Genomic DNA, 19,827 nt, shown 5'->3' on the forward strand with positions numbered 1-19,827 from the left:
GTTTCCTTGAGGTTTTCCTGAATGGCGCTGTCCAAGGGCAGCACCGCGTTCTTGTCCTCGATGAAATCACCCAGCTGGCTGTCTTCTTCGTCCCCGATCGGAGTCTCGAGGCTGATCGGCTCCTTGGCGATCTTCATCACCTTGCGGACCTTCTCCAGCGGCATCTGCAGCTTTTCTGCCAGTTCTTCCGGCGTCGGCTCGCGGCCAATCTCATGCAGCATCTGACGGCCGGTGCGGACCAGCTTGTTGATCGTCTCGATCATATGCACCGGAATACGGATGGTGCGCGCCTGATCTGCGATCGAGCGGGTGATCGCCTGACGAATCCACCAGGTCGCATAGGTCGAGAACTTGTAGCCGCGGCGGTATTCGAACTTGTCCACCGCCTTCATCAGGCCGATGTTGCCCTCCTGGATGAGATCCAGGAACTGCAACCCGCGGTTGGTGTATTTCTTGGCAATCGAGATCACCAGGCGCAGGTTGGCTTCCACCATTTCCTTCTTGGCCTGGCGGGCTTCTTTCTCCCCCTTTTGAACCTGCTGCACGATGCGGCGGAATTCGGAGATGTCGAGGCCGACATACTGGCCGACCTGGGCCATGTCGGCGCGCAGTTCCTCGACCTTGTCGGTAGAGCGTTCGATGAACATCTGCCAGCCGCGGCCGGGCTTTTCGCCCATGTCGGCAAGCCAGTTCGGGTCCAGCTCGCGGCCGCGGTAGGCGTCAATGAATTCGCGGCGGTTGATACGGGCCTGGTCGGCCAGCTTGACCATCGCGCTGTCAATTTGCATTACCCTGCGGTTGATGCCGTAGAGCTGGTCAATCAGCGCCTCGATCCGGTTGTTGTGCAGATGCAGCCCATTTACCAGTTCGACGATTTCCGAACGCAGCGCCTGATAGGTCGCCTCGTCCTGCGTGCTGAAGGAGCCGTCCTCGTTCAGGGTTGCCGAGATCCGGCTGTCCTGCATTTCGGACAGCTGGGCGAAGTCGGTCGAGATCCGCTCAAGCGTGACCAGTACCCGGTCCTTGAGCGCGGCCTCCATCGCGGCCAGAGACATGTTGGCCTGTTCATCTTCGTCATCATCGTCATCGCTGGCGATCGGATTGCCGTCGGCGTCCAGTTCCGGACCGTCATCCTTGGCCGGCTTGGCTGCTGCAACAGCCGCGGTATCGACAACCGGCGCCTCCTCCTCGCCGTCCTCGTCCAGCTGGTTGCCGAAGGTGGCCTCCAGGTCGATGACGTCGCGCAGGAGGATGTCCTCGGACAAAAGTTCGTCGTGCCAGATGGTGATCGCCTGGAAGGTCAGCGGGCTTTCGCACAGCCCCAGGATCATCGTATTGCGGCCGGCTTCGATCCGCTTGGCGATGGCAATCTCGCCTTCCCGGCTCAACAGTTCAACCGACCCCATCTCGCGCAGGTACATGCGCACCGGATCGTCGGTGCGGTCCAGCTTTTCAGCCTGGGCGCCGGCCAGCGCAACTTCGCGCGGGCCTTCGGTGGTCACAAGGTCGGTGGTGCCCTTGTTCTCTTCTTCCTCGGCTTCTTCGTCCTCGATGATGTTGATGCCCATTTCGCTGAGCATCGACATCACGTCTTCGATCTGTTCCGAGCTGACCTGATCCGGCGGCAGAACCTGATTGAGCTGATCGTAGGTGATGTAGCCTTTCTCGCGGGCCTCCGCGATCATCTTCTTGACCTGAGTCTGGCTCATGTCGAGTGAGATTTCGGCATCCTGATCGTCAGGTTTGCGATCGTCGGTGTCTTTGGCGGCCATTCAATGCTCCTACTCAGGGGCTGCGGGGCGATTCGGGTCGCGCGAATCATTAGCGCGATTCTCTGATTCGTCACCCCGTTTACCCAATTTTCCTGTGCTCTTCCTTAGCAAAACGCAGAATCATCCGATCTGCGTCATTTACCGGAAAAGCCGATCCGGTCCAAAAGGGCGCCGAATGCGTCGCGCTCATCGCGGTTGAGCCGCGCGCCGTTCTCGCCCACATCATACTGCGCCTGGTCCTCATTCTCGCTGCGCACCGCCTTGTTCTTGGCCTCGGCTGCCTGCCGCAACCGCCAGGTCAGCGCCTCGTCCGCAAGGCCGTCCAGATCCTCTTCGGCCTCCGCCAGCTCCGCGTCCAGCCCGCGCCGCGCTTCCAGCTTTGCAAGCTCCTCGGCCAGGGTCATGCTGGCCAGCTCGGTGTCGCCGGGTTTGCGCAGGCAGGGGGTAATTCCGACATGGCGAAGGCCAAAGAGGTTTTCAAGGGCATGGGGTCCCAAAGACCAGTCGATTTCCTCACGCAGACGCTCCGGAGCGCTGATACCGTGGCGCAGCACCATGTCGCGCAGCGCCGCCAGATCCGGATCGGCACACTGCAGGCGCTCCAGGCTGGTCTCAAATTCGGGGATCACAGCCGGGGTGGTGATCGCCGTGGCCAGGATCACCGCTTCGCGCATTGCAGCAAAATATTCGTCCTCGGCACCTGCCACCAGCGAGGCGCGGGTGGTTGCCCGCGGCTGCGGGATCGGGCCAAAGCCCTTGCCGGGTTTCCAAGGCGCGCGGGCGCCGTCACGGAAACCGCCGCCCTTCCCGCCCCGCTGCTGGTAGCCGCCGCTGTCACGGCTGCCGCGAAACAGCTGCCAGCGCATCTCCTTGACGTCTTCGCCGTAGTGTTTGCGGATCGAAGGGTCGCGGATCAGCTTGATCTTTTCCCGCAAAGCCTTGTCCAGCGCTGCCTTGCGCTCGGGGCTGTCAAACACTTTGCCCTCGGTCTCGCGCTGCCACAGCAGCTTGACCATCGGCATCGCCTGATCCAGCACCGCCTGCACCGCCTCCGGGCCTTCGCTGCGGATCATGTCGTCAGGGTCCTTGCCTTCGGGCATGATGGCAAAGCGAAGGGATTTGCCGGCCTCCAGCAAGGGCAGCGCCAGGTCGATCAGCCGCATTGCAGCCCGGATGCCCGCCTTGTCACCGTCCAGCGCGATGATCGGCTCATTCGACATCCGCCACAGCATCTGCAGCTGGTTTTCGGTGATCGCCGTGCCCAATGGCGCGACAGACGACTGAAAGCCGCCTTCGGCCAGCGCAATCACATCCATATAACCTTCGGCCACCACAAGCGTGGATCCCCTTCCCGAAGCTGCGCGCGCTGGCCCGTGATTGTAGAGGCTGCGCCCCTTGTCGAACAATTCGGTCTCGGGAGAGTTCAGGTATTTGGCGTTGTCGTTTGGATCCATCGCCCGGCCGCCAAAGGCAACGGCGCGGCCTCGGGCGTCACGGATCGGGAACATGATCCGGTTGCGGAAGGTGTCATAAGGTTTGCCGCCCTTGTTCGAAGGCTTGGCCAGCCCCGCGCCGATGATCAGGTCTTCGGGCACGTTCTTGCCGCGCAAGCCATCCCACAGGTTCTGCCAGCCATCGGGGGCAAAGCCGATCTCCCAGCGGTCCAGCGTTTGCGCCGTCAGCCCGCGGCGCTGCAAGTATGCGCGGGCGTCATGGGCAGCGCTGGTTTTCAGCTGCAGGCGGAAGAACTGCACCGCCTGCTCCATCACCTCAGCCAGCAGGGTCCGGCGGTCCTGCTTTTCCTGCGCGCGCGGATCGCGTTTGGGCATTTCCATGCCCGCTTCCTGCGCCAGGATCTCAACCGCCTCCATGAATCCGACGTTCTCGGTCTCCTGCACAAACTTCAGCGCGTCGCCCTTGGCGTGGCAGCCAAAGCAGTAATAGAACCCCTTGCGGTCCTCGACATGAAAAGATGCGGTCTTTTCGTGGTGGAAGGGGCACGGGCTCCAATAGTCGCCCTTGCCCGGCTGCGACTTGCGCTGGTCCCACATGACCTTGCGCCCGACAACATCAGAAATGCTGATGCGGGTGCGCAGTTCATCCAGAAAGCCGGGCGGCAGGGACATATCAGTTCGACTTCAGCTGTTTCTGCATCGCCTGGATCTGATCCCAGTTCTGCAGACACTGCTCTTCGAACAGCGCGCCGAGGTCGGCGTCCTTAAGGTCGCGCCGCTTCATTGCGTAGACATGGCTCGTCAGCTGCGGGATCGCATTGGAATAGGTCTCAGGCCATTCCGGTTCGCTGTCCAGAATCACCTGCTCCACCTCTTCCTGCTTCACCCGGTCCAGCCGCGCCTGCTGCACGGCAGCCATGACCTGCCCTTGGTACTTACAGCTTTGTTCTTTTGTTTCAGAAGCATAGGCCGGAGCCGCCAGCAAGGCGGCTGCAAGGGCAATGCGGATCATAGATGCGCTCCGGGAATCAGTTGGTGATCCCCAGAGATTACCCCCGTGCCGCGACAGCTTCCATCGCTGTTTTCAAATCATGCACAAGCGTTGTTGCCATCGATCGGAACACCATAATCTGAAACGACTGCGGACCGGTGCGCGTCACTGACGCCATCATGTGCTTCAGCTCGGTCCGCACGGTATGGCCGCGTTTGAACACCGCCCCGCGCAGATCGACCGGAACCAGGCGCGCCAGCACGTCCTCGGCACCCGCGCCCTCCAGCCGCACCACGGCCCAGGCGTCGCTTTGATCCGTCAGCGCGGCGTGCGCGGCCAGCTTATCCTCCGGCGCAGGCCCCATCAGCAGTGCTGCGTCCTGCCCGAACCAGACCGCGCGGTTGCCCGCCTTGCCGGTCGCACGGTTCGGGGCCGGAAAGGCCATGCCATGAGCGGTCTCCAGCGCCTTGCTCAGCGCCTCCTGCTGGCCTTTGAAGGGCGCCACGGACCAGATATTACCGGGATGTTCCTCGGTCAGGCTCATGCCGCTGATGGTTACCGGAAGCAGCCCGTCACAAGGGCTTTTCGCAATCAGTTCAGCCACGGGCTCGCTCTCCTTCGGGGTCAAAGAACACAGGCGAAACAACCTCGCACAGGGTATCAACGCCGCGCATATGGTCGACCAGGCGCACGGTCTCACCAATCCGTTCCGGCCCTTCTTTCAGAAAGGCAAGGCCGATCGGATGCCCCAAAGTCGGTGAATAGCCGGCCGAGGTCACATAGCCCTGATCATAGATCCGCTCCACCGGGTCACCCGGCGTGAACAGATGCGCACCGGCGGTGATCTCCTTGGCAGCCCCCACAGGCTTCAGGCCCACCAGGCGCATCCGGTCTTCAGCCATCAGGCCCTCGCGAGAGGACATCGGCTTCCCGAGAAAATCTTTCTTTTTGGACATCATCCCCTGCAGACCAAGGTCAAAGGCGGTCACGGTGCCGTTGATCTCGGCATGGGTGATCAGGCCCTTCTCAATCCGCAGCACGTTCAGCGCTTCCATGCCATATGCTCCGCCGCCCATCGCCTCGGCCCGCTTCAGCAGCTCGCGGAACAGGCTCTCGCCATAGCGTGCAGGCACCGCAACCTCATAAGCCTGCTCGCCCGAAAAGGAGATCCGGAACAGCCGCCCCTTGACGCCCAGCACGGTCGCCTCGCCGCATCCCATAAAGGGCCAGGTCCCGCCGTTCACATCCTCATCCAGGAGCCCGTTCAGAAGCGCCTGCGATTTCGGACCGGCCACGGCAAACTGCGCCCATTGCTCGGTCACCGAGGTAAAGCGCACATCCCATTCCGGGTAGAGCGCCTGGGAGACAAACTCCATATGCGCCATCACCTGGCCGGCGGCAGCAGTGGTCGTGGTCATCACATAGTGGTTTTCCCCCAGCCGCGCGGTGGTGCCGTCATCCATGACAAAACCATCCTCGCGCAGCATCAGCCCATAGCGGACCTTACCCACCTTCAACGTGCTGAAGGTGTTGGTGTAGAGGTGATCCAGGAACTTGCCCGCATCGGCCCCCTGAATGTCGATCTTGCCCAAAGTGGAGACATCGCAGATGCCCACAGCCTTGCGGACCAGTGTGACTTCCCGGTCGCAGGTCTGACGCCAGCTGGTTTCCCCCGGCTTCGGGTAGTAGGCCGCGCGATACCACAAGCCCACTTCCAGCTGATGTGCGCCGCGCGCGTCGCTTTCGTTGTGCGAGGTGAGGAAGCGCTGCGGCTTGAAGCCCTCACCCGTGGCCCCTGCCCCCATAGCACCTAGCGACACCGGTACAAACGGCGGGCGGAAGGTGGTGGTGCCGGTCTCGGGGATCGTCCGGCCCGTGGCGTCCGCCAGCACCGCCAATGCCGCAACGTTGGAGTTCTTGCCCTGATCGGTCGCCATGCCTTGGGTGGTGTAGCGCTTCATATGCTCGACCGAGCAGAAGTTCTCGACCGCTGCCTGTTTCACATCCTTGACTGTCACGTCGTTCTGAAAGTCGAGCCAGGCCCGGCCCTTGCCCGGCACCGCCCACAAGGCGGCGATGCGGTAGGGATCATCCTCCGCATCCGGCAGGTCGGAAACGGTGGCTTTAAGGCCCAGCGCCTCTACCACTTTGCCAGCAGCCTCAGCGCCTTCACGCAGCGCACCAGCGGTGGAGAAGGCGCCGTTGCAGGCGCCCGCGGTGACCATGCCCGGTACTGCACCCTCAGCGGGCACAAAGGCCAGCGCATCGCGTTTCCAAGCAGGGCGGCTGTTCAGATGGCAGGTCAGATGCACCGACGGATTCCAGCCGCCGGACATCGCCAGGCAATCGGTCTGGATCTTCTCCTCGCCCTTGACTGAGCGCACAGTGATGCTTTCCACCCGATGCCGGCCGGCAGAGCCGCAGACCTGCGCCCCCTTGATCACCTGATAGGGTCCGCCGTCCGGCGCCTCGTGACGGCTGTCGATCACCGACGCGATATGCACGCCAGCGTCATGCAGATCGCGCGCTGTGCGGTGGGCCTGGTCATTGTTGGCAAAGACTGTCACCCGCTGCCCCGGTGCCACGCCCCAGCGGTTCAGATAGGCGCGCACGGCGCCCGCCATCATAATGCCCGGCCGGTCGTTGTTGCGGAAGGCCACCGGGCGCTCAATCGCACCCGCCGCCAGTACCGCGTATTTGGCCGTAATCCGCCAGAAACATTCGCGCGGCAGATGGCTGCCCTTTAGCGAATGACGCCGCGGCAGGTGATGCGAGACGCGCTCCAGCGCGCCATAGGTGCCTTGGTCATAGGCTCCGGTGACAGCGGTGCGGGTCATCAGCCGCACATTGCCCATCGCCTCCAGCTCGGCCAGTACATCGGCGGTCCACTGATGCCCAGGCTTGCCGCCAATTTCCTCGCGCTCGGCCAGCAGGCGGCCGCCCATGCGGCTGTCTTCCTCAGCCAGGATCACATCGGCCCCGGCCCGGCCCGCGGTCAACGCCGCCATCAATCCCGCAGGACCGGAACCGATCACCAGCACGTCGCAAAAGGCAAAGGCTTTCTCATAGCGGTCCTGATCCGCCTCGCCTGACAACGCGCCCAGCCCCGCCGCATTGCGGATCAGCGGTTCATAGATCTTCTCCCAGAACGCTGCCGGCCACATAAACGTCTTGTAATAAAACCCCGCGGTAAAGAACGGTGCCGCCAGATCATTGAGCGCCATCACATCGCGTTCGACCGAGGGCCAGCAGTTCTGGCTGCGGGCCTCCAGCCCCTCGAAAATTTCCTGCTGGGTGGCGCGCACATTGGGATCCTGCTGGCCGCCGGTGCCGATGGTGACCAGCGCGTTCGGCTCCTCGCTGCCCGCAGTCAGCACCCCACGCGGGCGGTGGTATTTGAACGACCGCCCCATCAGATGCACATCATTTGCCAGCAAGGCAGCGGCCAGCGTGTCCCCTTCCAACCCCATCATGTGGCGGCCGTTGAAGGAGAAGGTGATTGGCTTTGCGCCCTGGTTCAGCCCTTTTCCGGGAAGTCTCATTTCTCACCTCCCAGCCCGGCCTCGGACGCCAGCTGCACGGCCAAAATCTCATGAGTCGCGGTATCGCGAGTCACCTTCAGCCAGGCATTGCAGCCCATCTCGTGATACCACAGCTCATCCAGCGGCCCCGCAGGGTTCTCCCGCAGATTCACATATCCATGCCAGGCATCCAGATCCGCGCCCTCGGCCGGGCGCACCAGCGCAGCCCCTTTATAATAGAATTCGCGGCGGCCCCTCTCACCGCAGAGCGGACAGGCTATCCTCATGACCAGCGCCCTTTCATCTTTGCAAAAATACTCCCGCCGGAGGCATGCCCGGCGCACTCCAAACGCTTAGTGCAAGTTATGCTGCGCACCGGTCCCCTCCTCATCCATCAGGCCCACGCCGCTGCGGAAGCGGTCCAGCTTCAGTTTCGCGGCCGCCCCGTGCGGCCGGTCCGTTGCAATCAGATGCGCATAGACATGGCCCGAGCCCGGCGTCGCCTTGAAGCCGCCGTAGCACCAGCCGCAGTTCAGGTAGAGGCCGCCGATCGGCGAATGGTCGATAATGGGCGAGCCGTCCGGGGTCATATCCATGATGCCGCCCCAGCTGCGCAGCAGCCGCGCCTTGCTGACCGCAGGCACCATCGCCACGAAACTCTCCATCGTGTGCTCCACCATCGGCAGGTTACCCCGCGCGGCGTAGGAGCTGTAAAAGTCCAGATAGCTGCCGAAGACCAAGCCACCCTTGTCCGACTGGCTTATGTACAGATGCCCTTCGGCAAAGGTGATCACGTGGTCGACGATCGGCTTCAGCCCTTCCGAGACAAAGGCCTGCAGCACGTGGCTTTCGATCGGCAGGGTGAGGCCGGCCATGGCCGCCACCTGGCCCGAACGGCCCGCCGCGGCCAGCGCCACCTTCTTGGCGCGGATCGGCCCGCGGGCGGTCTGCACCCCCACCACCTTGCCGCCTTCCACGTCGATGCCGGTGACTTCGCAGTTCTGGATCAGATCCACCCCGCGCATGTCGGCGCCGCGGGCATAGCCCCAGGCCACGGCGTCATGGCGAGCGGTTCCTGCACGGCGCTGCATCAGCCCGCCCATGATCGGGAAGCGGTTGTTGTCAAAATTCAGGAACGGTGCCAGCTCACGCACCTGATCGCGGCTCAGAAGCTCCGCGTCGTCCCCCTGGTTGATGATCGCATTGCCCCGGCGCACCGCCGCATCGCGCTGGCCGTCATTGTGGTACAGGTTAAGGATGCCGCGCTGGGACATCATCGCATTGTAGTTCAGGTCCTGCTCCATCCCTTCCCACAGTTTCAGCGAGTGGGAATAGAACTCGGAATTGCCCGGCAGGTAGTAGTTCGCCCGCACAATAGTGGTGTTGCGCCCCACATTGCCGCCGCCAAGATAGCCTTTCTCCAGCACCGCCACATTGGTAATGCCGTGCTCCTTGGCCAGGTAATACGCGGTTGCCAGACCATGGCCGCCGCCGCCGATGATCACCACGTCATACTCGGTCCTGGGCTCGGGGTCGCGCCAGTGCGGCGTCCAGCCCCTGTTTCCGGTGAGCCCCTCTTTGAGCACACGCCATCCCGAAAACCGCATGTCGTCCCTCCCCGTCAAATCACATCCGCTGCCCGGAAAAAAGGTGACCCGGACCCTGGCGGCATTGCTACCCGCTTTCGCTTGCTGCTCCTAGCCCCAAGGATCAATTTGCGGCAGCTCAGCACAGCTCTGCCGCAAATCACACGAACTAATCACTTGTGTCTAGTAATATCTGCGACAGACCGTGCCGTATTCCGGTTTACTCACAAAAAACGGGGCAGAAAGTTTCCCTTCCGCCCCGCTCATATATCAAAGTTCCTGCAGGCTGGTCAGAGCCCCTTGGCGTGATAGCTTTTGGCGACCTTGTCGATCGACACCAGATAGGCGGCAGTGCGCAGGTCGGTCACATCATCGCGGCTGTGCCAGACCTCGCGCATCGCCTGGTAAGCCACCCGCATGGTGTCATCGAGGCCCGAGCGCACCAGTTCCAGCTCGCCTGCGCCCTTCAGATACTTGTCCTTGAAGTTCGGCGACATCGACCAGGTGCCCCCCATCACATCATCCAGACGCTGCAGCTCATCAATCACTAGCTGGTGGCGCGCCTCTTCCTGGCGGCGCTGCATCCGGCCGAAACGGATGTGGGACAGGTTTTTGACCCATTCAAAGTAGGACACCGTCACACCGCCCGCGTTGGCATACATGTCGGGGATGATCACAATGCCCTTTTTGCGCAGAACATCATCCGCACCGGCGGTCACCGGGCCGTTTGCAGCCTCGATGATCAGCGGCGCCTTGATGTTTTCCGCATTGGACAGGTTGATCACGCCTTCCAGCGCCGCCGGGACCAGGATGTCGCATTCTTCCTCCAGCAGCACCGCGCCGTCCTCGACGTATTGCGCATCCGGGTAGCCGGTTACGCCGCCATGCTTGACGATCCAATTGCGCACCGCTTCAACGTCAAGACCGTCAGCGCCGAACAGCCCGCCGTCCCGCTCGATGATGCCGGTAATCCGCGCCCCATCCTCTTCGGACAGGAACTTCGCCGCGTGATAGCCCACGTTGCCAAGCCCCTGAACGATGATCCGCTTACCATCCAGTTTGCCGGACAGGCCCGCTGCCGCCTTGTCTTCCTCATGGCGGAAGAACTCCTGCAGCGCATATTGCACACCGCGTCCCGTGGCCTCGACCCGGCCCGAGATACCGCCGGCGTTCAACGGCTTGCCGGTGACGCAGGCCCTGGCGTTGATATCGGTGGTGTTCATCCGCGCGTACTGGTCGGCAATCCAGGCCATCTCGCGCTCGCCGGTGCCCATGTCGGGCGCAGGCACATTCTGCGAGGGGTGGATCAGGTCGCGTTTGGCCAGCTCATAGGCAAAGCGGCGGGTGATCAGTTCCAGCTCGTGTTCTTCATAATCGCGCGGGTCGATGCAAAGCCCGCCCTTGGAACCGCCGAAAGGCGCCTCGACCAGGGCGCATTTGTAGGTCATCAGCGCCGCCAGCGCCTCGACCTCATCCTGGTTCACCTCCGGCGAATAACGGATGCCGCCCTTCACGGGCTCCATATGCTCGGAATGCACTGAACGGTAACCGGTGAACGTGTGCATCGCACCGCGCAGGCGGACCCCGAAGCGCACCGTGTAGGTGGCGTTGCAGACCCGGATCTTCTCCTCCAGCCCCGGCGGCAGGTCCATCAGGGACACGGCCCGGTTAAACATCAGGTCCACGCTCTCGCGGAAGCTCGGCTCTGTGCGGCTGCTCATGAAAAAATTTCTCCGTACTCAAACATCGACTCGCTGCCGATGATGCCCACAGTCTATGCAGAGAAGATTAAGGAGTGCGACCTTTTTGACCATTCCCAGGCAAAAAGATTCGCAATTTCGCAAAAGCTTCACGATTCGCCGCTTGCCCCGGGCAATTGTCCCCCAGGTTGCAACAACCCCGCAAGATACACGGAAATTGAAAACCCAACTCATTGCAATCGTGTGTCTATCGGCGCAAACCCGCCCCAATTCCGCCACGTTCGGCAGTCATTAATTATGTGTAAATTCCGCGTCTAGAGCCAGGCTGTTCTGTTCAAGAGCCGGCGGAGGGGTGTTGTAATGCATAGACGTCACAAGGGTTCCACAGCGTTAACCAGTCCGCTCATGCTGCGCTGTCTGGCCAAGGCAAAAGCCTTCCTCAGAGAAGAGGACGGCGTGCTGGCCAAACCGATGATCGGCACCTTCCTGGCAATGCTTGCGATCGGCGGTATCGGGGTCGACCTGATGCGGATGGAACGTGACCGCACCATGCTGCAATACACGCTTGACCGCGCGACCTTGGCGGCTGCCGACCTCGATCAGCAGCAAACACCCGACGCTGTGGTTCGGGACTATCTCGCGAAATCGGGGCTGGAAGATTACTATCAGGCTCCCTGGTGGGAATCCGGGCTTGGCTTCAAAAAGGTGGAGGCTACGATCGACACCACCTTTCCGACCCACCTGCTGAAATTCGCCGGCGGCGACGACATGCCGCTCCATGCAGCCTCGCGCGCCGAGGAGAGCATCGACGGGGTGGAAATCTCGATGGTGCTGGATGTGTCCGGCTCGATGGACTCCAACAGCCGCCTGACCAACCTCAAGGTCGCGGCAAAGGATTTTGTTGACACCATGGTGGCCAACACCACCGACGGCAAGATGTCGATCTCAATCGTTCCCTATGCGACCCAAGTGTCCGTGCCGGAGAACCTGATCAACCAATACGGCCTGACCCGGGTTCACTCTTATTCGAACTGCGTGAATTTCTCCTCTTCGGACTTCAATTCAGCCAGCCTGTCAACAACTGCGTCTCTGGAACAGACGATGCATTTCTCTCCCTGGTCCAGCTGGGACCGGAGAGACAATGAATCTCAATTGGTTGACAGCCCGGTTTGCGAAGATGATCCAAGCCGCGAAATCCTGCCGTTTCAAAAAGATGCTGCGACGCTCAAAGCCTACATTGAAGACTTTGATGCGGGCGGCAACACCTCGATCGATATCGGCATGAAATGGGGCACAGCGCTGTTGGATCCGTCAGCACGCCCAGCCATCAGCGCACTAACCACAAGCGGTGATGTGCCAAATGACTTTTCTGCCCGCCCGTCTGCATACACCGACTCCGACACCGTCAAAGTTCTGGTGTTAATGACAGACGGCCAGAATACCTCACAATACTACGTCGAAAGCGATCACCGGAACGGTCCCACCGATGTTTGGTATCACGCCGGGCACGACGTTTATTCGAGCTACTACGCCCCCTACAACAAGTACCGCTGGCAAGGGTACAGCGGCTGGAAAAACGCCCCCTACAAGGGCAACGAGTCGGAGCAGCTCAGCTACGCCGACCTGTTTGCGGACACACCATTGAAATATATATACAAAAATATTTTCAACTGGCTAGGGTCCGCCAAATCCACCTGGTACTATGGCGTCTACGACTATTACGGCAACTCGACCAAAAATGCCCGCACCCGCAGCATCTGCCAGGCGGCCAAGGATCAGGGAATCATTGTCTACGCCATCGGCTTCGAGGCGCCCAGCAACGGCGTGTCGGTGCTGCAGGATTGCGCCAGCTCTGCCGCCCATTATTTTGACGTCGACGGGTTGGAAATCAGTGATGCCTTTGCCTCGATCGCAACTTCCATCCGTCAGCTGAGGCTCACCCAATGATCCGCCGTATCACCCACGCCCTGCGCCGTTTCAGGCAGCGCGAAGATGGCAACGCCACGGTCGAATTCGCCATCGTCATTCCCGCCTTCCTGATGATCCTGATGTCCACCGTCGAACTGGGCATGATCAACCTCCGCCACTCACAGCTTGAGCGGGCCCTGGACGAGACCGTCCGCACCATCCGGCTCGGCACTGGCGGCGACATGCAGCATGATGACCTGCGTGACGAGATCTGCGGCCGCTCCGGTTTCATTGACGAGTGCAGCACATCCCTGCGCCTCGAAATGCTGCAGATCGATCCCTACAGCTGGACAGCCATTGATCCGACCCCGGACTGCGTGAACCGCGTCGAAGATATTCAGCCGGTCCGGAGCTTTGAAAACGGCCAATCCAATGAACTGATGTTCATCCGCGCCTGCATGAAGTTCAATCCGATTTTCCCGACTTGGGGACTTGGCACAAATCTGAGCAAGGACGGCGACGGCCGGGTCAACCTGATTGCTTCCTCCGCATTCGTCCAGGAACCGAGGTAACGCTATGCTGACACTCCTCTCCCGCCGCCTGTCCGGCCGCCTGCCAGGACCCGCCTGCCGCTTTCTGGACGGAACCCAGGGCAGCGTCTCCATCGAATTCGCTTTTTACGCGCCGCTTCTGCTGGGTCTGTTTGCCTCCATCTACACCTTCTTTGACGCCTTCCGTCAGGAAAGCATCAATCTGAAGGCCGCCTATACCGTGTCTGACCTTATTTCACGAGAAACCAATTTTGTGAACGACTCCTATATCGACAGCATGCATGCGCTGGCTTCGGAGCTGGTGCGCAGCGACACCACGCTGTCAACCCGCATCTCGGTTGTCCGCTGGGATGAAGCCGATCAGCGCTACTATGTCGACTGGTCCAAGGTCCGCGGCAGCGCCTTTCAGGAATGGGCAGACGGCTCTATCAACACAGTCAAAGAGAAACTGCCCGACATGCCGGACCAAGAGCGTGTCATCCTGGTGGAAACCTGGAACGAGATTAGTCCAGCTTTCAATGTTGGCATTCCGCTCATGGATGTGCAGAATTTCATCTTCACCCGCCCGCGTTTCGCCCCGCTTGTCGCCTTCGAAGGCGGTGCCACCGGGTCCGGAAGCCACGACGACAACACAGGCGGCACCGATTAAACCGGCTAGTGCGGCCTCAGTGGCCGCGTTGCGCCATCATCGCGGCCAGGATTTCCGACATCGCCTTGCCTTGCGATCCGGGCGTCACCCCGCCGATACCGATCCGGCGGCCCAGCCGCCACCACAGCCCGGGCATCCAGATCCTGGAGCCTTGCGCCCCGGTCCGGATCAAGAACCCGTTGGACGGCTTAAAGGCAAAAAAACCGCGGTCGATGGCTTTGATATCCTCAACCCTTGCAATCAGCTGCCCGTTTGAACAGCGAAGCTCCTCTGCCGTCAGCTCGATCCGGTGAACGGTTGCCTGCCACATCCGGACTGCCAGCCACAGCGCAGCCGTGCCAACCGCCAGCAGAAACACCAGCCATGCTGGCGACGGCGGCGCCGCAAAGGCCACATAAAGCAGCAGGCAGCCGGTCAAACCCAGCATCACAGTACCCATGATCCGCCGCCCGCCGGTGGCTTCAATTGTGGCCAGGACCTCATTGCTCATCCGCTGCTCCCCTTGCTGCTGATCCGGGCATAAACCGGATCAGCCAAAGAAAACAGCCCCACCGAAGCGGCGGCCGGATGCGGCGGCACAGTCCGGGGAAACTTATTCCGCTGCAGCGCGGTGGACGACAATTTCGTAGCCCGGCTCTTCCGGTTCATCATCCACCATTTCCGGCGGGAAGCCCGGTGCGCGGATATCCAGACCGGTAGCGTCTTCCAGACGTCGGATGATGTTGGGCGACAGCTCGCGGTCGCCATAGCGGCTGATGCCGTCGTCAAAGATCTTCACGATCAGTGGGCTGACCTCCAGCGGCACATTTGCCCTTTCAGCGACGTCCTGGAACAAGCCAACATCCTTCTTCACCAGATCCATAGTGAAGGAAATATCCCGGCTGCCGTTAAGGATCACCTGGCTTTCGGTGACATGCGAAAACGAATTCCCGGAGCTGATCCTGATCGCCTCATAAGCAATATTCAGATCCATGCCTGCCGCCTTGGCCGTGACCAGCGCCTCGGCGTTGGCCACCAGATGCACGGTGGCGAGATAATTGGTCACCACTTTCAGAACCGAGGCAGACCCCAGATCGCCGGTGTGCAGGATGCGGCGGCCCATGGTGGTGAGCAGCGGCAGGATGGTGTCAAAAGTGCCGCGATCGCAGCCCGCAAAGATTGAGATATTGCCGGTGCCCGCACGGTGGCAGCCGCCGGAAACCGGGCAATCCACCGCACGGCCGCCCTGTTCGATCACCATCGCGCCCAGACGCTTGGCCTCTGCCTCGTCGGTGGTGGACATTTCCATCCAGATCTTGCCTTCAGTGACCTCCGGCAGCATCTGCATCATCACCGCATCCGACGCCGCCGGCGACGGCAAGCAGGTTATCACCGCATCGCAGTCGCGCATCATCTGGGCCGGACTTTGCGCCTGTTTGGCGCCTTTCTCCACAAAGCTCTGCACCAGCTCCGGGTTCAGATCGTGCACGGTCAGGTCCACGCCGTTGCGCAACAGGCTGCCGGACAGTTTGCCGCCAACATTGCCAAGGCCGATAAAGCCGACTTTCAAAGTGGTCGCCATTTCCAGTTTCTCCTCCCGGGGCAAATCTTCTGCGATATGGCTAGCTTGACCACAGCCAAAACTAAAACGAATAATAACGCCATCTGACCTCAGGATTTTTTGCAACGGATATGTCCGACCTGCCCAACCTCGTCTGGCTGCGCGCCTTTGAAGCCGCCGCCCGCCTGAAAAGCTTCACCGCCGCGGCAGAAGAGCTGGGGCTGACCCAAGCCGCCGTCAGCCACCAGGTGCGCAGCCTGGAGAAAAGTTTTGGCATCACCTTGTTTATCCGCAGGTCCCGCCACTTGGAACTGACAGAACTGGGCCACGCCTACTACCCCTCGGTCGCCCAGGCACTGACTGACATCGCTTATTCGACCCGCGGGCTTTTGGGGCATGCGCAGACCCGGACTGTGACCCTGCGGGCACCGGTTTCAACCGCGGTTTTATGGGTTGCACCGCGGCTGGGGGCATTTCATGCCGCCAATCCGCACATCCGCATCCGGCTGATCTCTGCCGTCTGGGCCGACAGCACCCAGGACGAGGATGTGGATATCGACCTGCGGCTCGGGCCCTCCGGCTGGTTCGGCACCCGCGCGCATCTGCTCTCGGCGGAGACCGTGATCGCCGTGGCGCAGCCGCAACTGGCCGGGCGGCTGCACACGGTGGACCAGCTGTTCGACCAGACACTGATCCACATCCACGGCTACCAGGATCACTGGTTGCGGCTCTCTGAACAGAAGGGCGTGCCACTGAAAGACCGCAGCGCGCCGCTCTATGTGGACACCTCGCTGGCAGCGATCGAGATAACGGCCTCCGGCGCCGGTGTTGCCATGCTGATGCGCCGCTATGCAGAACTGCCGCTGTCACAAGGCCGGCTGGCACCGGTGCCGGGTGCGGAAATTCCCATGGGCCAGGGCCACTACCTGATGCCCGCCGCCGGGGAGGCTCCGAACAGCGCCGAAGTTTCCATGGTCCGCGATTGGATAGTATCACAATTCGGCTGAAAAGCGGCGGCTCCCAGTCCGGTCGAGGCTTTTCCCTGCGGACCGCCCAGCACAGTGGCCGCCAGTACTCCGGCCTTTAAAGGCGGATAGAAATGGATGCCTGATGCGGAGCGGCGCTGCTCCATTCAGGCCAGGATAGTCTCGAAGTGCGGCATCCGCATGCGGGTCGCCAATTCAACCGCGCCACGTCCAAGCGGCGAAAACCGAAGAAGTGGTGCAGCAAGGTTTAAACCGTGCCGTCCGCGCCCGGTCACGCCTCAAGGATCTTCCGCCAAGGGCACAGCAAATACCTCTACCCGCGATTGCAGACCCTTCAGGCTCTGCTCTCCTAAAGGACTGCCCTTCAGCCCCGCCTTTTGCCGGAACTCCGAAGACACCAGCAGCGGCTCATTCCTTGCACCGCACAACCCCGCCACCCGCGCCGCCAAATTCACGTCGCGCCCGATCACCGTGTAGTCAAGCCGCATTCCCGAGCCAACATTGCCAAACGCCACCTCGCCAAAGTGAAGCGCAATGCCAACATCGAATTGCGGCTGCTCCAAGCGGGCCGCAACCCGCGTCAGCCCGTCACGCGACGCCTTGAGCGCCTGGGAACACGCCTCTGCGCCGTCCTCCCCGGCCCGGAAAACCGCCAGGACGCCATCACCGATGAATTTCAGCACTTCGCCGCCCGCGCCCTCGATCGGCGGCACGATGCAGTCGTAATAGGCGTTCAAAAGGCTGGTGGCCTGTTCCGCACTCATGCCGGCCGTCAATTCGGTGAACCGGCGCATATCGGCAAACAGGATGGCAGACCGGATACGCATGACCTCGCCCCGGTGCACATCGCCCGAAATGATCCGCTGCTGCGGCTCTTCGCCCACGTAGATCCGCAGCACCTCCTGCATGGCGCGGGCAGTGGCAAGGATTTCCTGACAGGCCGACAGCGCCGGGAAGACCGCGCGCAGAAAAGCGATATCATCCTGCGAAAACCCTTCGGCTGCCTGGGTGGCAAAGCTGAAGGTGCCGGCCATGCCGCTGCGCATGAAGACTGGCGCCATAATGTAATGGGTGTAGCCCCCCGCCTTCAGCTCCGGCACGATGCCGTAGCGGTCGCCGGGTGTGCCGGGCAGCCAAAGGATCACCCATTCGCCGGTCCGGTGCACATCGGCGGCCGGTGAATGGGCATAGCCCTGACCGCTTTCCTCATTGAACGGAAACAGATAGCTGCGGGTGCCCTGGCCGCGCTCCCAGAAGCGGGCGCTGGCCACCGCCTCGGCGTGCAGCAGCGGCACGATGGAGGTGGCCCGGTCCAATGGCACGCCGCCTGCCCGGATCAGCCCAGCCATTTGCGTCAGCACCTCATCCGCTTCAGTGGCGCCCCGGGCCTCCCCCAGCATGTAGGAGATCAGGCGCAACGCGCCCGGCAACCGGTCCGGCGGCAATTGCTGAAGAGGATCATGGGATTGCATCATATGTTCAGGCTAACCCGTCCGGCATGCCCCCTGCAATGGGCGGCGCCCGCCTGCCCTTGGCGCCTGCGGCGCCGCGTCCCGCTGGGCCAGACAGCCCTGCGGGCTGAGGGAGATCCGTTCCCTGGCGCACAGGGGCCGTGTTTCAGAGCTCGTTTTCCGACGGCACCGCACAACTTATCTTGCCATCAGTCAAGAAAATCAAGGAGACAGGCAGATGTCCCTCAGACCGATACTAGAAACCCGTCCGGCGCAGCCCCATACCGAGGGCGCCGGCGTGAAATTGCACCGCGCCTTCGGCTTTCAGGACCCGTCAGAGCTGGACCCGTTCCTGCTGTTCGACGATTTCCGCAACGACACCCCCGAAGACTACCTGCGCGGCTTCCCGTGGCATCCCCACCGGGGCATCGAGACTATAACGTATGTGCTGTCCGGCGCTGTTGAACATGGCGACTCGCTGGGCAATGCGGGCACCCTGGGCGCAGGCGACGTGCAATGGATGACCGCCGGCTCCGGCATCCTGCATCAGGAGATGCCGTCAGGAAATGCCCAAGGCCAGATGCATGGTTTCCAGCTCTGGGGCAACCTGCCTGCCAGCGAAAAGATGACCGCGCCGCGCTATCAGGATGTGAAAGGCACGGAAATCCCCGAAATCATCGACGATGACGGCACGAGGGTGAAAGTGATTGTCGGAGATTTCTGGGGCAAAAGCGGCCCGGTGGACGGGATAGCCGCTGATCCGCAGTATCTGGATGTGTTTATCCCTGCGGGCGTGAAAAAGACCCTGCCGGTCGACACTTACCGCCGCGCCTTTGCCTATGTTTTCGAAGGCCAGGCGGCTTTTGCCGATGCTTCTGCCCCGCAAGGGGTTCTGCTGGAAAAGGAGGTCGCCGGCGAAGAGGTCAACATTCGCGACCTGTCCGGCGACCGCACCCTGATCCGTTTTGGCACCGGCGAGGAGATCACCGTGCAGGCGGGCCCCGAAGGCGTGCGGTTCCTGCTGATCTCCGGCGCGCCGATCAATGAGCCGGTGGCCTGGCACGGGCCGATCGTGATGAACACCCAGGCAGAATTGCACCAGGCCTTCCGCGACCTGCGAAACGGCACGTTTATCAAACCCGCGCACTGACCAGCCACAGCCCGCCAATCGGGCCCGTGATGTGTTATACTTCCCCCGTCCAATGATCAGATGGGGGGAGAGATGATTATCCGGGTGTTCCGTGCCACTGTCCGCGAAGACAAGATCAAGGAGTTCAAGGACTTCCTAACCAACACAGCTATGCCGCATGTGCGCCGCCAGCCGGGACTGGTCTCGGTCACGGCCGGGTTGCCGCGGCCGGATTCGCCCTCCACCTTCTGCGTCGTCATGGTCTGGGAGAGCATCGAGGCGCTGCAGGCCTTTGCAGGCGAGGACTGGGAGCAGCCGCATGTGCTGCCGGAGGAAGACCCGATGGTGCTGAGCCGCCAGATCGACCATTATGACATGATCGGGCTACTGAGCTGACAGGCCGGAGCTTACCTGCGGGACTTAGCCACCCCCGCGCCAGCTGTAAACGGTTTCGCTGTCCGCGGGCGCCGGCGTGAAGCCCGCCTTTTCCAGAACCCGGGCCGAGGCGGCGTTCTGCTGCATGACACCACCGGACAGTGTGACGCCGCTGCCGCGGAAATGCGCCTGCAGGCCGCTGATCAGCTCGCTC

The 19,827-nt window shown here is 61.8% G+C and carries 17 protein-coding genes; 6 read left to right on the top strand and 11 right to left on the bottom strand.

Annotated elements, in window-relative coordinates; genetic code table 11:
• The 8 genes from rpoD to VOI29_RS11170 form a co-directional block, all read right to left on the bottom strand.
• Positions 1-1,772: RNA polymerase sigma factor RpoD (rpoD, locus tag VOI29_RS11135; protein ID WP_323778750.1), on the bottom strand; the 1,772-nt coding region annotated here is incomplete at its 3' end.
• 134 nt (positions 1,773-1,906) lie between these two features.
• The gene (gene dnaG, locus VOI29_RS11140) at positions 1,907-3,898 is read right to left on the bottom strand and encodes a DNA primase (protein ID WP_323778751.1); all 1,992 of its coding nucleotides are present in this window, start codon (positions 3,896-3,898) and stop codon (positions 1,907-1,909) included.
• A gap of 1 nt (position 3,899) precedes the next feature.
• Complete coding sequence (locus tag VOI29_RS11145; RefSeq protein WP_323778753.1) at positions 3,900-4,238, bottom strand: hypothetical protein; 339 nt, start codon at positions 4,236-4,238, stop codon at positions 3,900-3,902.
• A 37-nt stretch (positions 4,239-4,275) separates the two neighbouring features.
• Complete coding sequence (locus tag VOI29_RS11150) at positions 4,276-4,821, bottom strand: sarcosine oxidase subunit gamma (protein WP_323778755.1); 546 nt, start codon at positions 4,819-4,821, stop codon at positions 4,276-4,278.
• Positions 4,814-7,759: a sarcosine oxidase subunit alpha family protein gene (locus tag VOI29_RS11155; RefSeq protein ID WP_323778756.1), complete on the bottom strand. Its 2,946-nt coding sequence runs from the start codon at positions 7,757-7,759 to the stop codon at positions 4,814-4,816. The genes VOI29_RS11150 and VOI29_RS11155 overlap by 8 nt, the downstream gene beginning before the upstream one ends.
• Positions 7,756-8,025: a sarcosine oxidase subunit delta gene (locus VOI29_RS11160; protein WP_323778758.1), complete on the bottom strand. Its 270-nt coding sequence runs from the start codon at positions 8,023-8,025 to the stop codon at positions 7,756-7,758. The genes VOI29_RS11155 and VOI29_RS11160 overlap by 4 nt, the downstream gene beginning before the upstream one ends.
• Positions 8,026-8,091: 66 nt before the next feature.
• Positions 8,092-9,345 (bottom strand): sarcosine oxidase subunit beta family protein, encoded by a 1,254-nt coding sequence (locus VOI29_RS11165; protein ID WP_323778760.1) that lies wholly within the window; start codon positions 9,343-9,345, stop codon positions 8,092-8,094.
• A 269-nt stretch (positions 9,346-9,614) separates the two neighbouring features.
• Entirely contained in the window at positions 9,615-11,045 is a 1,431-nt protein-coding gene (locus tag VOI29_RS11170; protein WP_323778763.1) for a Glu/Leu/Phe/Val dehydrogenase, read from the bottom strand.
• 384 nt (positions 11,046-11,429) lie between these two features.
• Between VOI29_RS11170 and VOI29_RS11175 the strand changes: the two genes are divergently transcribed.
• From VOI29_RS11175 to VOI29_RS11185, 3 genes are read left to right on the top strand one after another with little or no spacing between them, the layout of a single operon-like run.
• Positions 11,430-12,971 (top strand): TadE/TadG family type IV pilus assembly protein, encoded by a 1,542-nt coding sequence (locus VOI29_RS11175; RefSeq protein WP_323778765.1) that lies wholly within the window; start codon positions 11,430-11,432, stop codon positions 12,969-12,971.
• Positions 12,968-13,504: a TadE family protein gene (locus tag VOI29_RS11180; protein WP_323778767.1), complete on the top strand. Its 537-nt coding sequence runs from the start codon at positions 12,968-12,970 to the stop codon at positions 13,502-13,504. Before VOI29_RS11175 ends, VOI29_RS11180 begins: the two co-directional genes overlap by 4 nt.
• 4 nt (positions 13,505-13,508) lie before the next feature.
• On the top strand, positions 13,509-14,132 hold the full coding sequence (locus VOI29_RS11185) for a pilus assembly protein (protein WP_323778769.1): 624 nt from the start codon (positions 13,509-13,511) through the stop codon (positions 14,130-14,132).
• 16 nt (positions 14,133-14,148) lie between these two features.
• On the opposite strand, the gene VOI29_RS11190 is transcribed toward VOI29_RS11185, so the two are convergent.
• Entirely contained in the window at positions 14,149-14,622 is a 474-nt protein-coding gene (locus VOI29_RS11190; protein WP_323778771.1) for a hypothetical protein, read from the bottom strand.
• Positions 14,623-14,724: 102 nt separating this feature from the next.
• Entirely contained in the window at positions 14,725-15,681 is a 957-nt protein-coding gene (locus VOI29_RS11195; RefSeq protein WP_323778780.1) for an NAD(P)-dependent oxidoreductase, read from the bottom strand.
• Positions 15,682-15,803: 122 nt separating this feature from the next.
• Between VOI29_RS11195 and VOI29_RS11200 the strand changes: the two genes are divergently transcribed.
• Complete coding sequence (locus VOI29_RS11200; RefSeq protein ID WP_323778772.1) at positions 15,804-16,679, top strand: LysR substrate-binding domain-containing protein; 876 nt, start codon at positions 15,804-15,806, stop codon at positions 16,677-16,679.
• Positions 16,680-16,936: 257 nt separating this feature from the next.
• On the opposite strand, the gene VOI29_RS11205 is transcribed toward VOI29_RS11200, so the two are convergent.
• Positions 16,937-18,133, bottom strand: coding sequence for an adenylate/guanylate cyclase domain-containing protein (locus tag VOI29_RS11205; RefSeq protein ID WP_323778774.1), 1,197 nt, complete (start codon positions 18,131-18,133; stop codon positions 16,937-16,939).
• Between the two features lie 214 nt (positions 18,134-18,347).
• Between VOI29_RS11205 and VOI29_RS11210 the strand changes: the two genes are divergently transcribed.
• Both VOI29_RS11210 and VOI29_RS11215 read left to right on the top strand, forming a co-directional pair.
• The gene (locus VOI29_RS11210) at positions 18,348-19,259 is read left to right on the top strand and encodes a pirin family protein (protein WP_323778776.1); all 912 of its coding nucleotides are present in this window, start codon (positions 18,348-18,350) and stop codon (positions 19,257-19,259) included.
• Between the two features lie 72 nt (positions 19,260-19,331).
• Entirely contained in the window at positions 19,332-19,634 is a 303-nt protein-coding gene (locus VOI29_RS11215) for an antibiotic biosynthesis monooxygenase family protein (protein WP_323778778.1), read from the top strand.
• The last annotated feature ends 193 nt before the right edge of the window (positions 19,635-19,827 follow it).

Source organism: Leisingera sp. (assembly GCF_034669605.1).
Classification (GTDB): domain Bacteria; phylum Pseudomonadota; class Alphaproteobacteria; order Rhodobacterales; family Rhodobacteraceae; genus Leisingera.

Excerpts from the sequence above, each read along its gene's own strand:
- VOI29_RS11165 (WP_323778760.1), bottom strand. The coding sequence starts at position 9,345 with ATGCGGTTTTCGGGATGGCGTGTGCTCAAAGAGGGGCTCACCGGAAAC.
- VOI29_RS11170 (WP_323778763.1), bottom strand. The coding sequence starts at position 11,045 with ATGAGCAGCCGCACAGAGCCGAGCTTCCGCGAGAGCGTGGACCTGATG.
- VOI29_RS11190 (WP_323778771.1), bottom strand. The coding sequence starts at position 14,622 with ATGAGCAATGAGGTCCTGGCCACAATTGAAGCCACCGGCGGGCGGCGG.
- VOI29_RS11145 (WP_323778753.1), bottom strand. The coding sequence starts at position 4,238 with ATGATCCGCATTGCCCTTGCAGCCGCCTTGCTGGCGGCTCCGGCCTAT.
- VOI29_RS11175 (WP_323778765.1), top strand. The coding sequence starts at position 11,430 with ATGCTGCGCTGTCTGGCCAAGGCAAAAGCCTTCCTCAGAGAAGAGGAC.
- VOI29_RS11155 (WP_323778756.1), bottom strand. The coding sequence starts at position 7,759 with ATGAGACTTCCCGGAAAAGGGCTGAACCAGGGCGCAAAGCCAATCACC.
- VOI29_RS11160 (WP_323778758.1), bottom strand. The coding sequence starts at position 8,025 with ATGAGGATAGCCTGTCCGCTCTGCGGTGAGAGGGGCCGCCGCGAATTC.
- VOI29_RS11185 (WP_323778769.1), top strand. The coding sequence starts at position 13,509 with ATGCTGACACTCCTCTCCCGCCGCCTGTCCGGCCGCCTGCCAGGACCC.
- VOI29_RS11180 (WP_323778767.1), top strand. The coding sequence starts at position 12,968 with ATGATCCGCCGTATCACCCACGCCCTGCGCCGTTTCAGGCAGCGCGAA.
- VOI29_RS11210 (WP_323778776.1), top strand. The coding sequence starts at position 18,348 with ATGTCCCTCAGACCGATACTAGAAACCCGTCCGGCGCAGCCCCATACC.
- VOI29_RS11200 (WP_323778772.1), top strand. The coding sequence starts at position 15,804 with ATGTCCGACCTGCCCAACCTCGTCTGGCTGCGCGCCTTTGAAGCCGCC.
- dnaG (WP_323778751.1), bottom strand. The coding sequence starts at position 3,898 with ATGTCCCTGCCGCCCGGCTTTCTGGATGAACTGCGCACCCGCATCAGC.
- VOI29_RS11205 (WP_323778774.1), bottom strand. The coding sequence starts at position 18,133 with ATGATGCAATCCCATGATCCTCTTCAGCAATTGCCGCCGGACCGGTTG.
- VOI29_RS11215 (WP_323778778.1), top strand. The coding sequence starts at position 19,332 with ATGATTATCCGGGTGTTCCGTGCCACTGTCCGCGAAGACAAGATCAAG.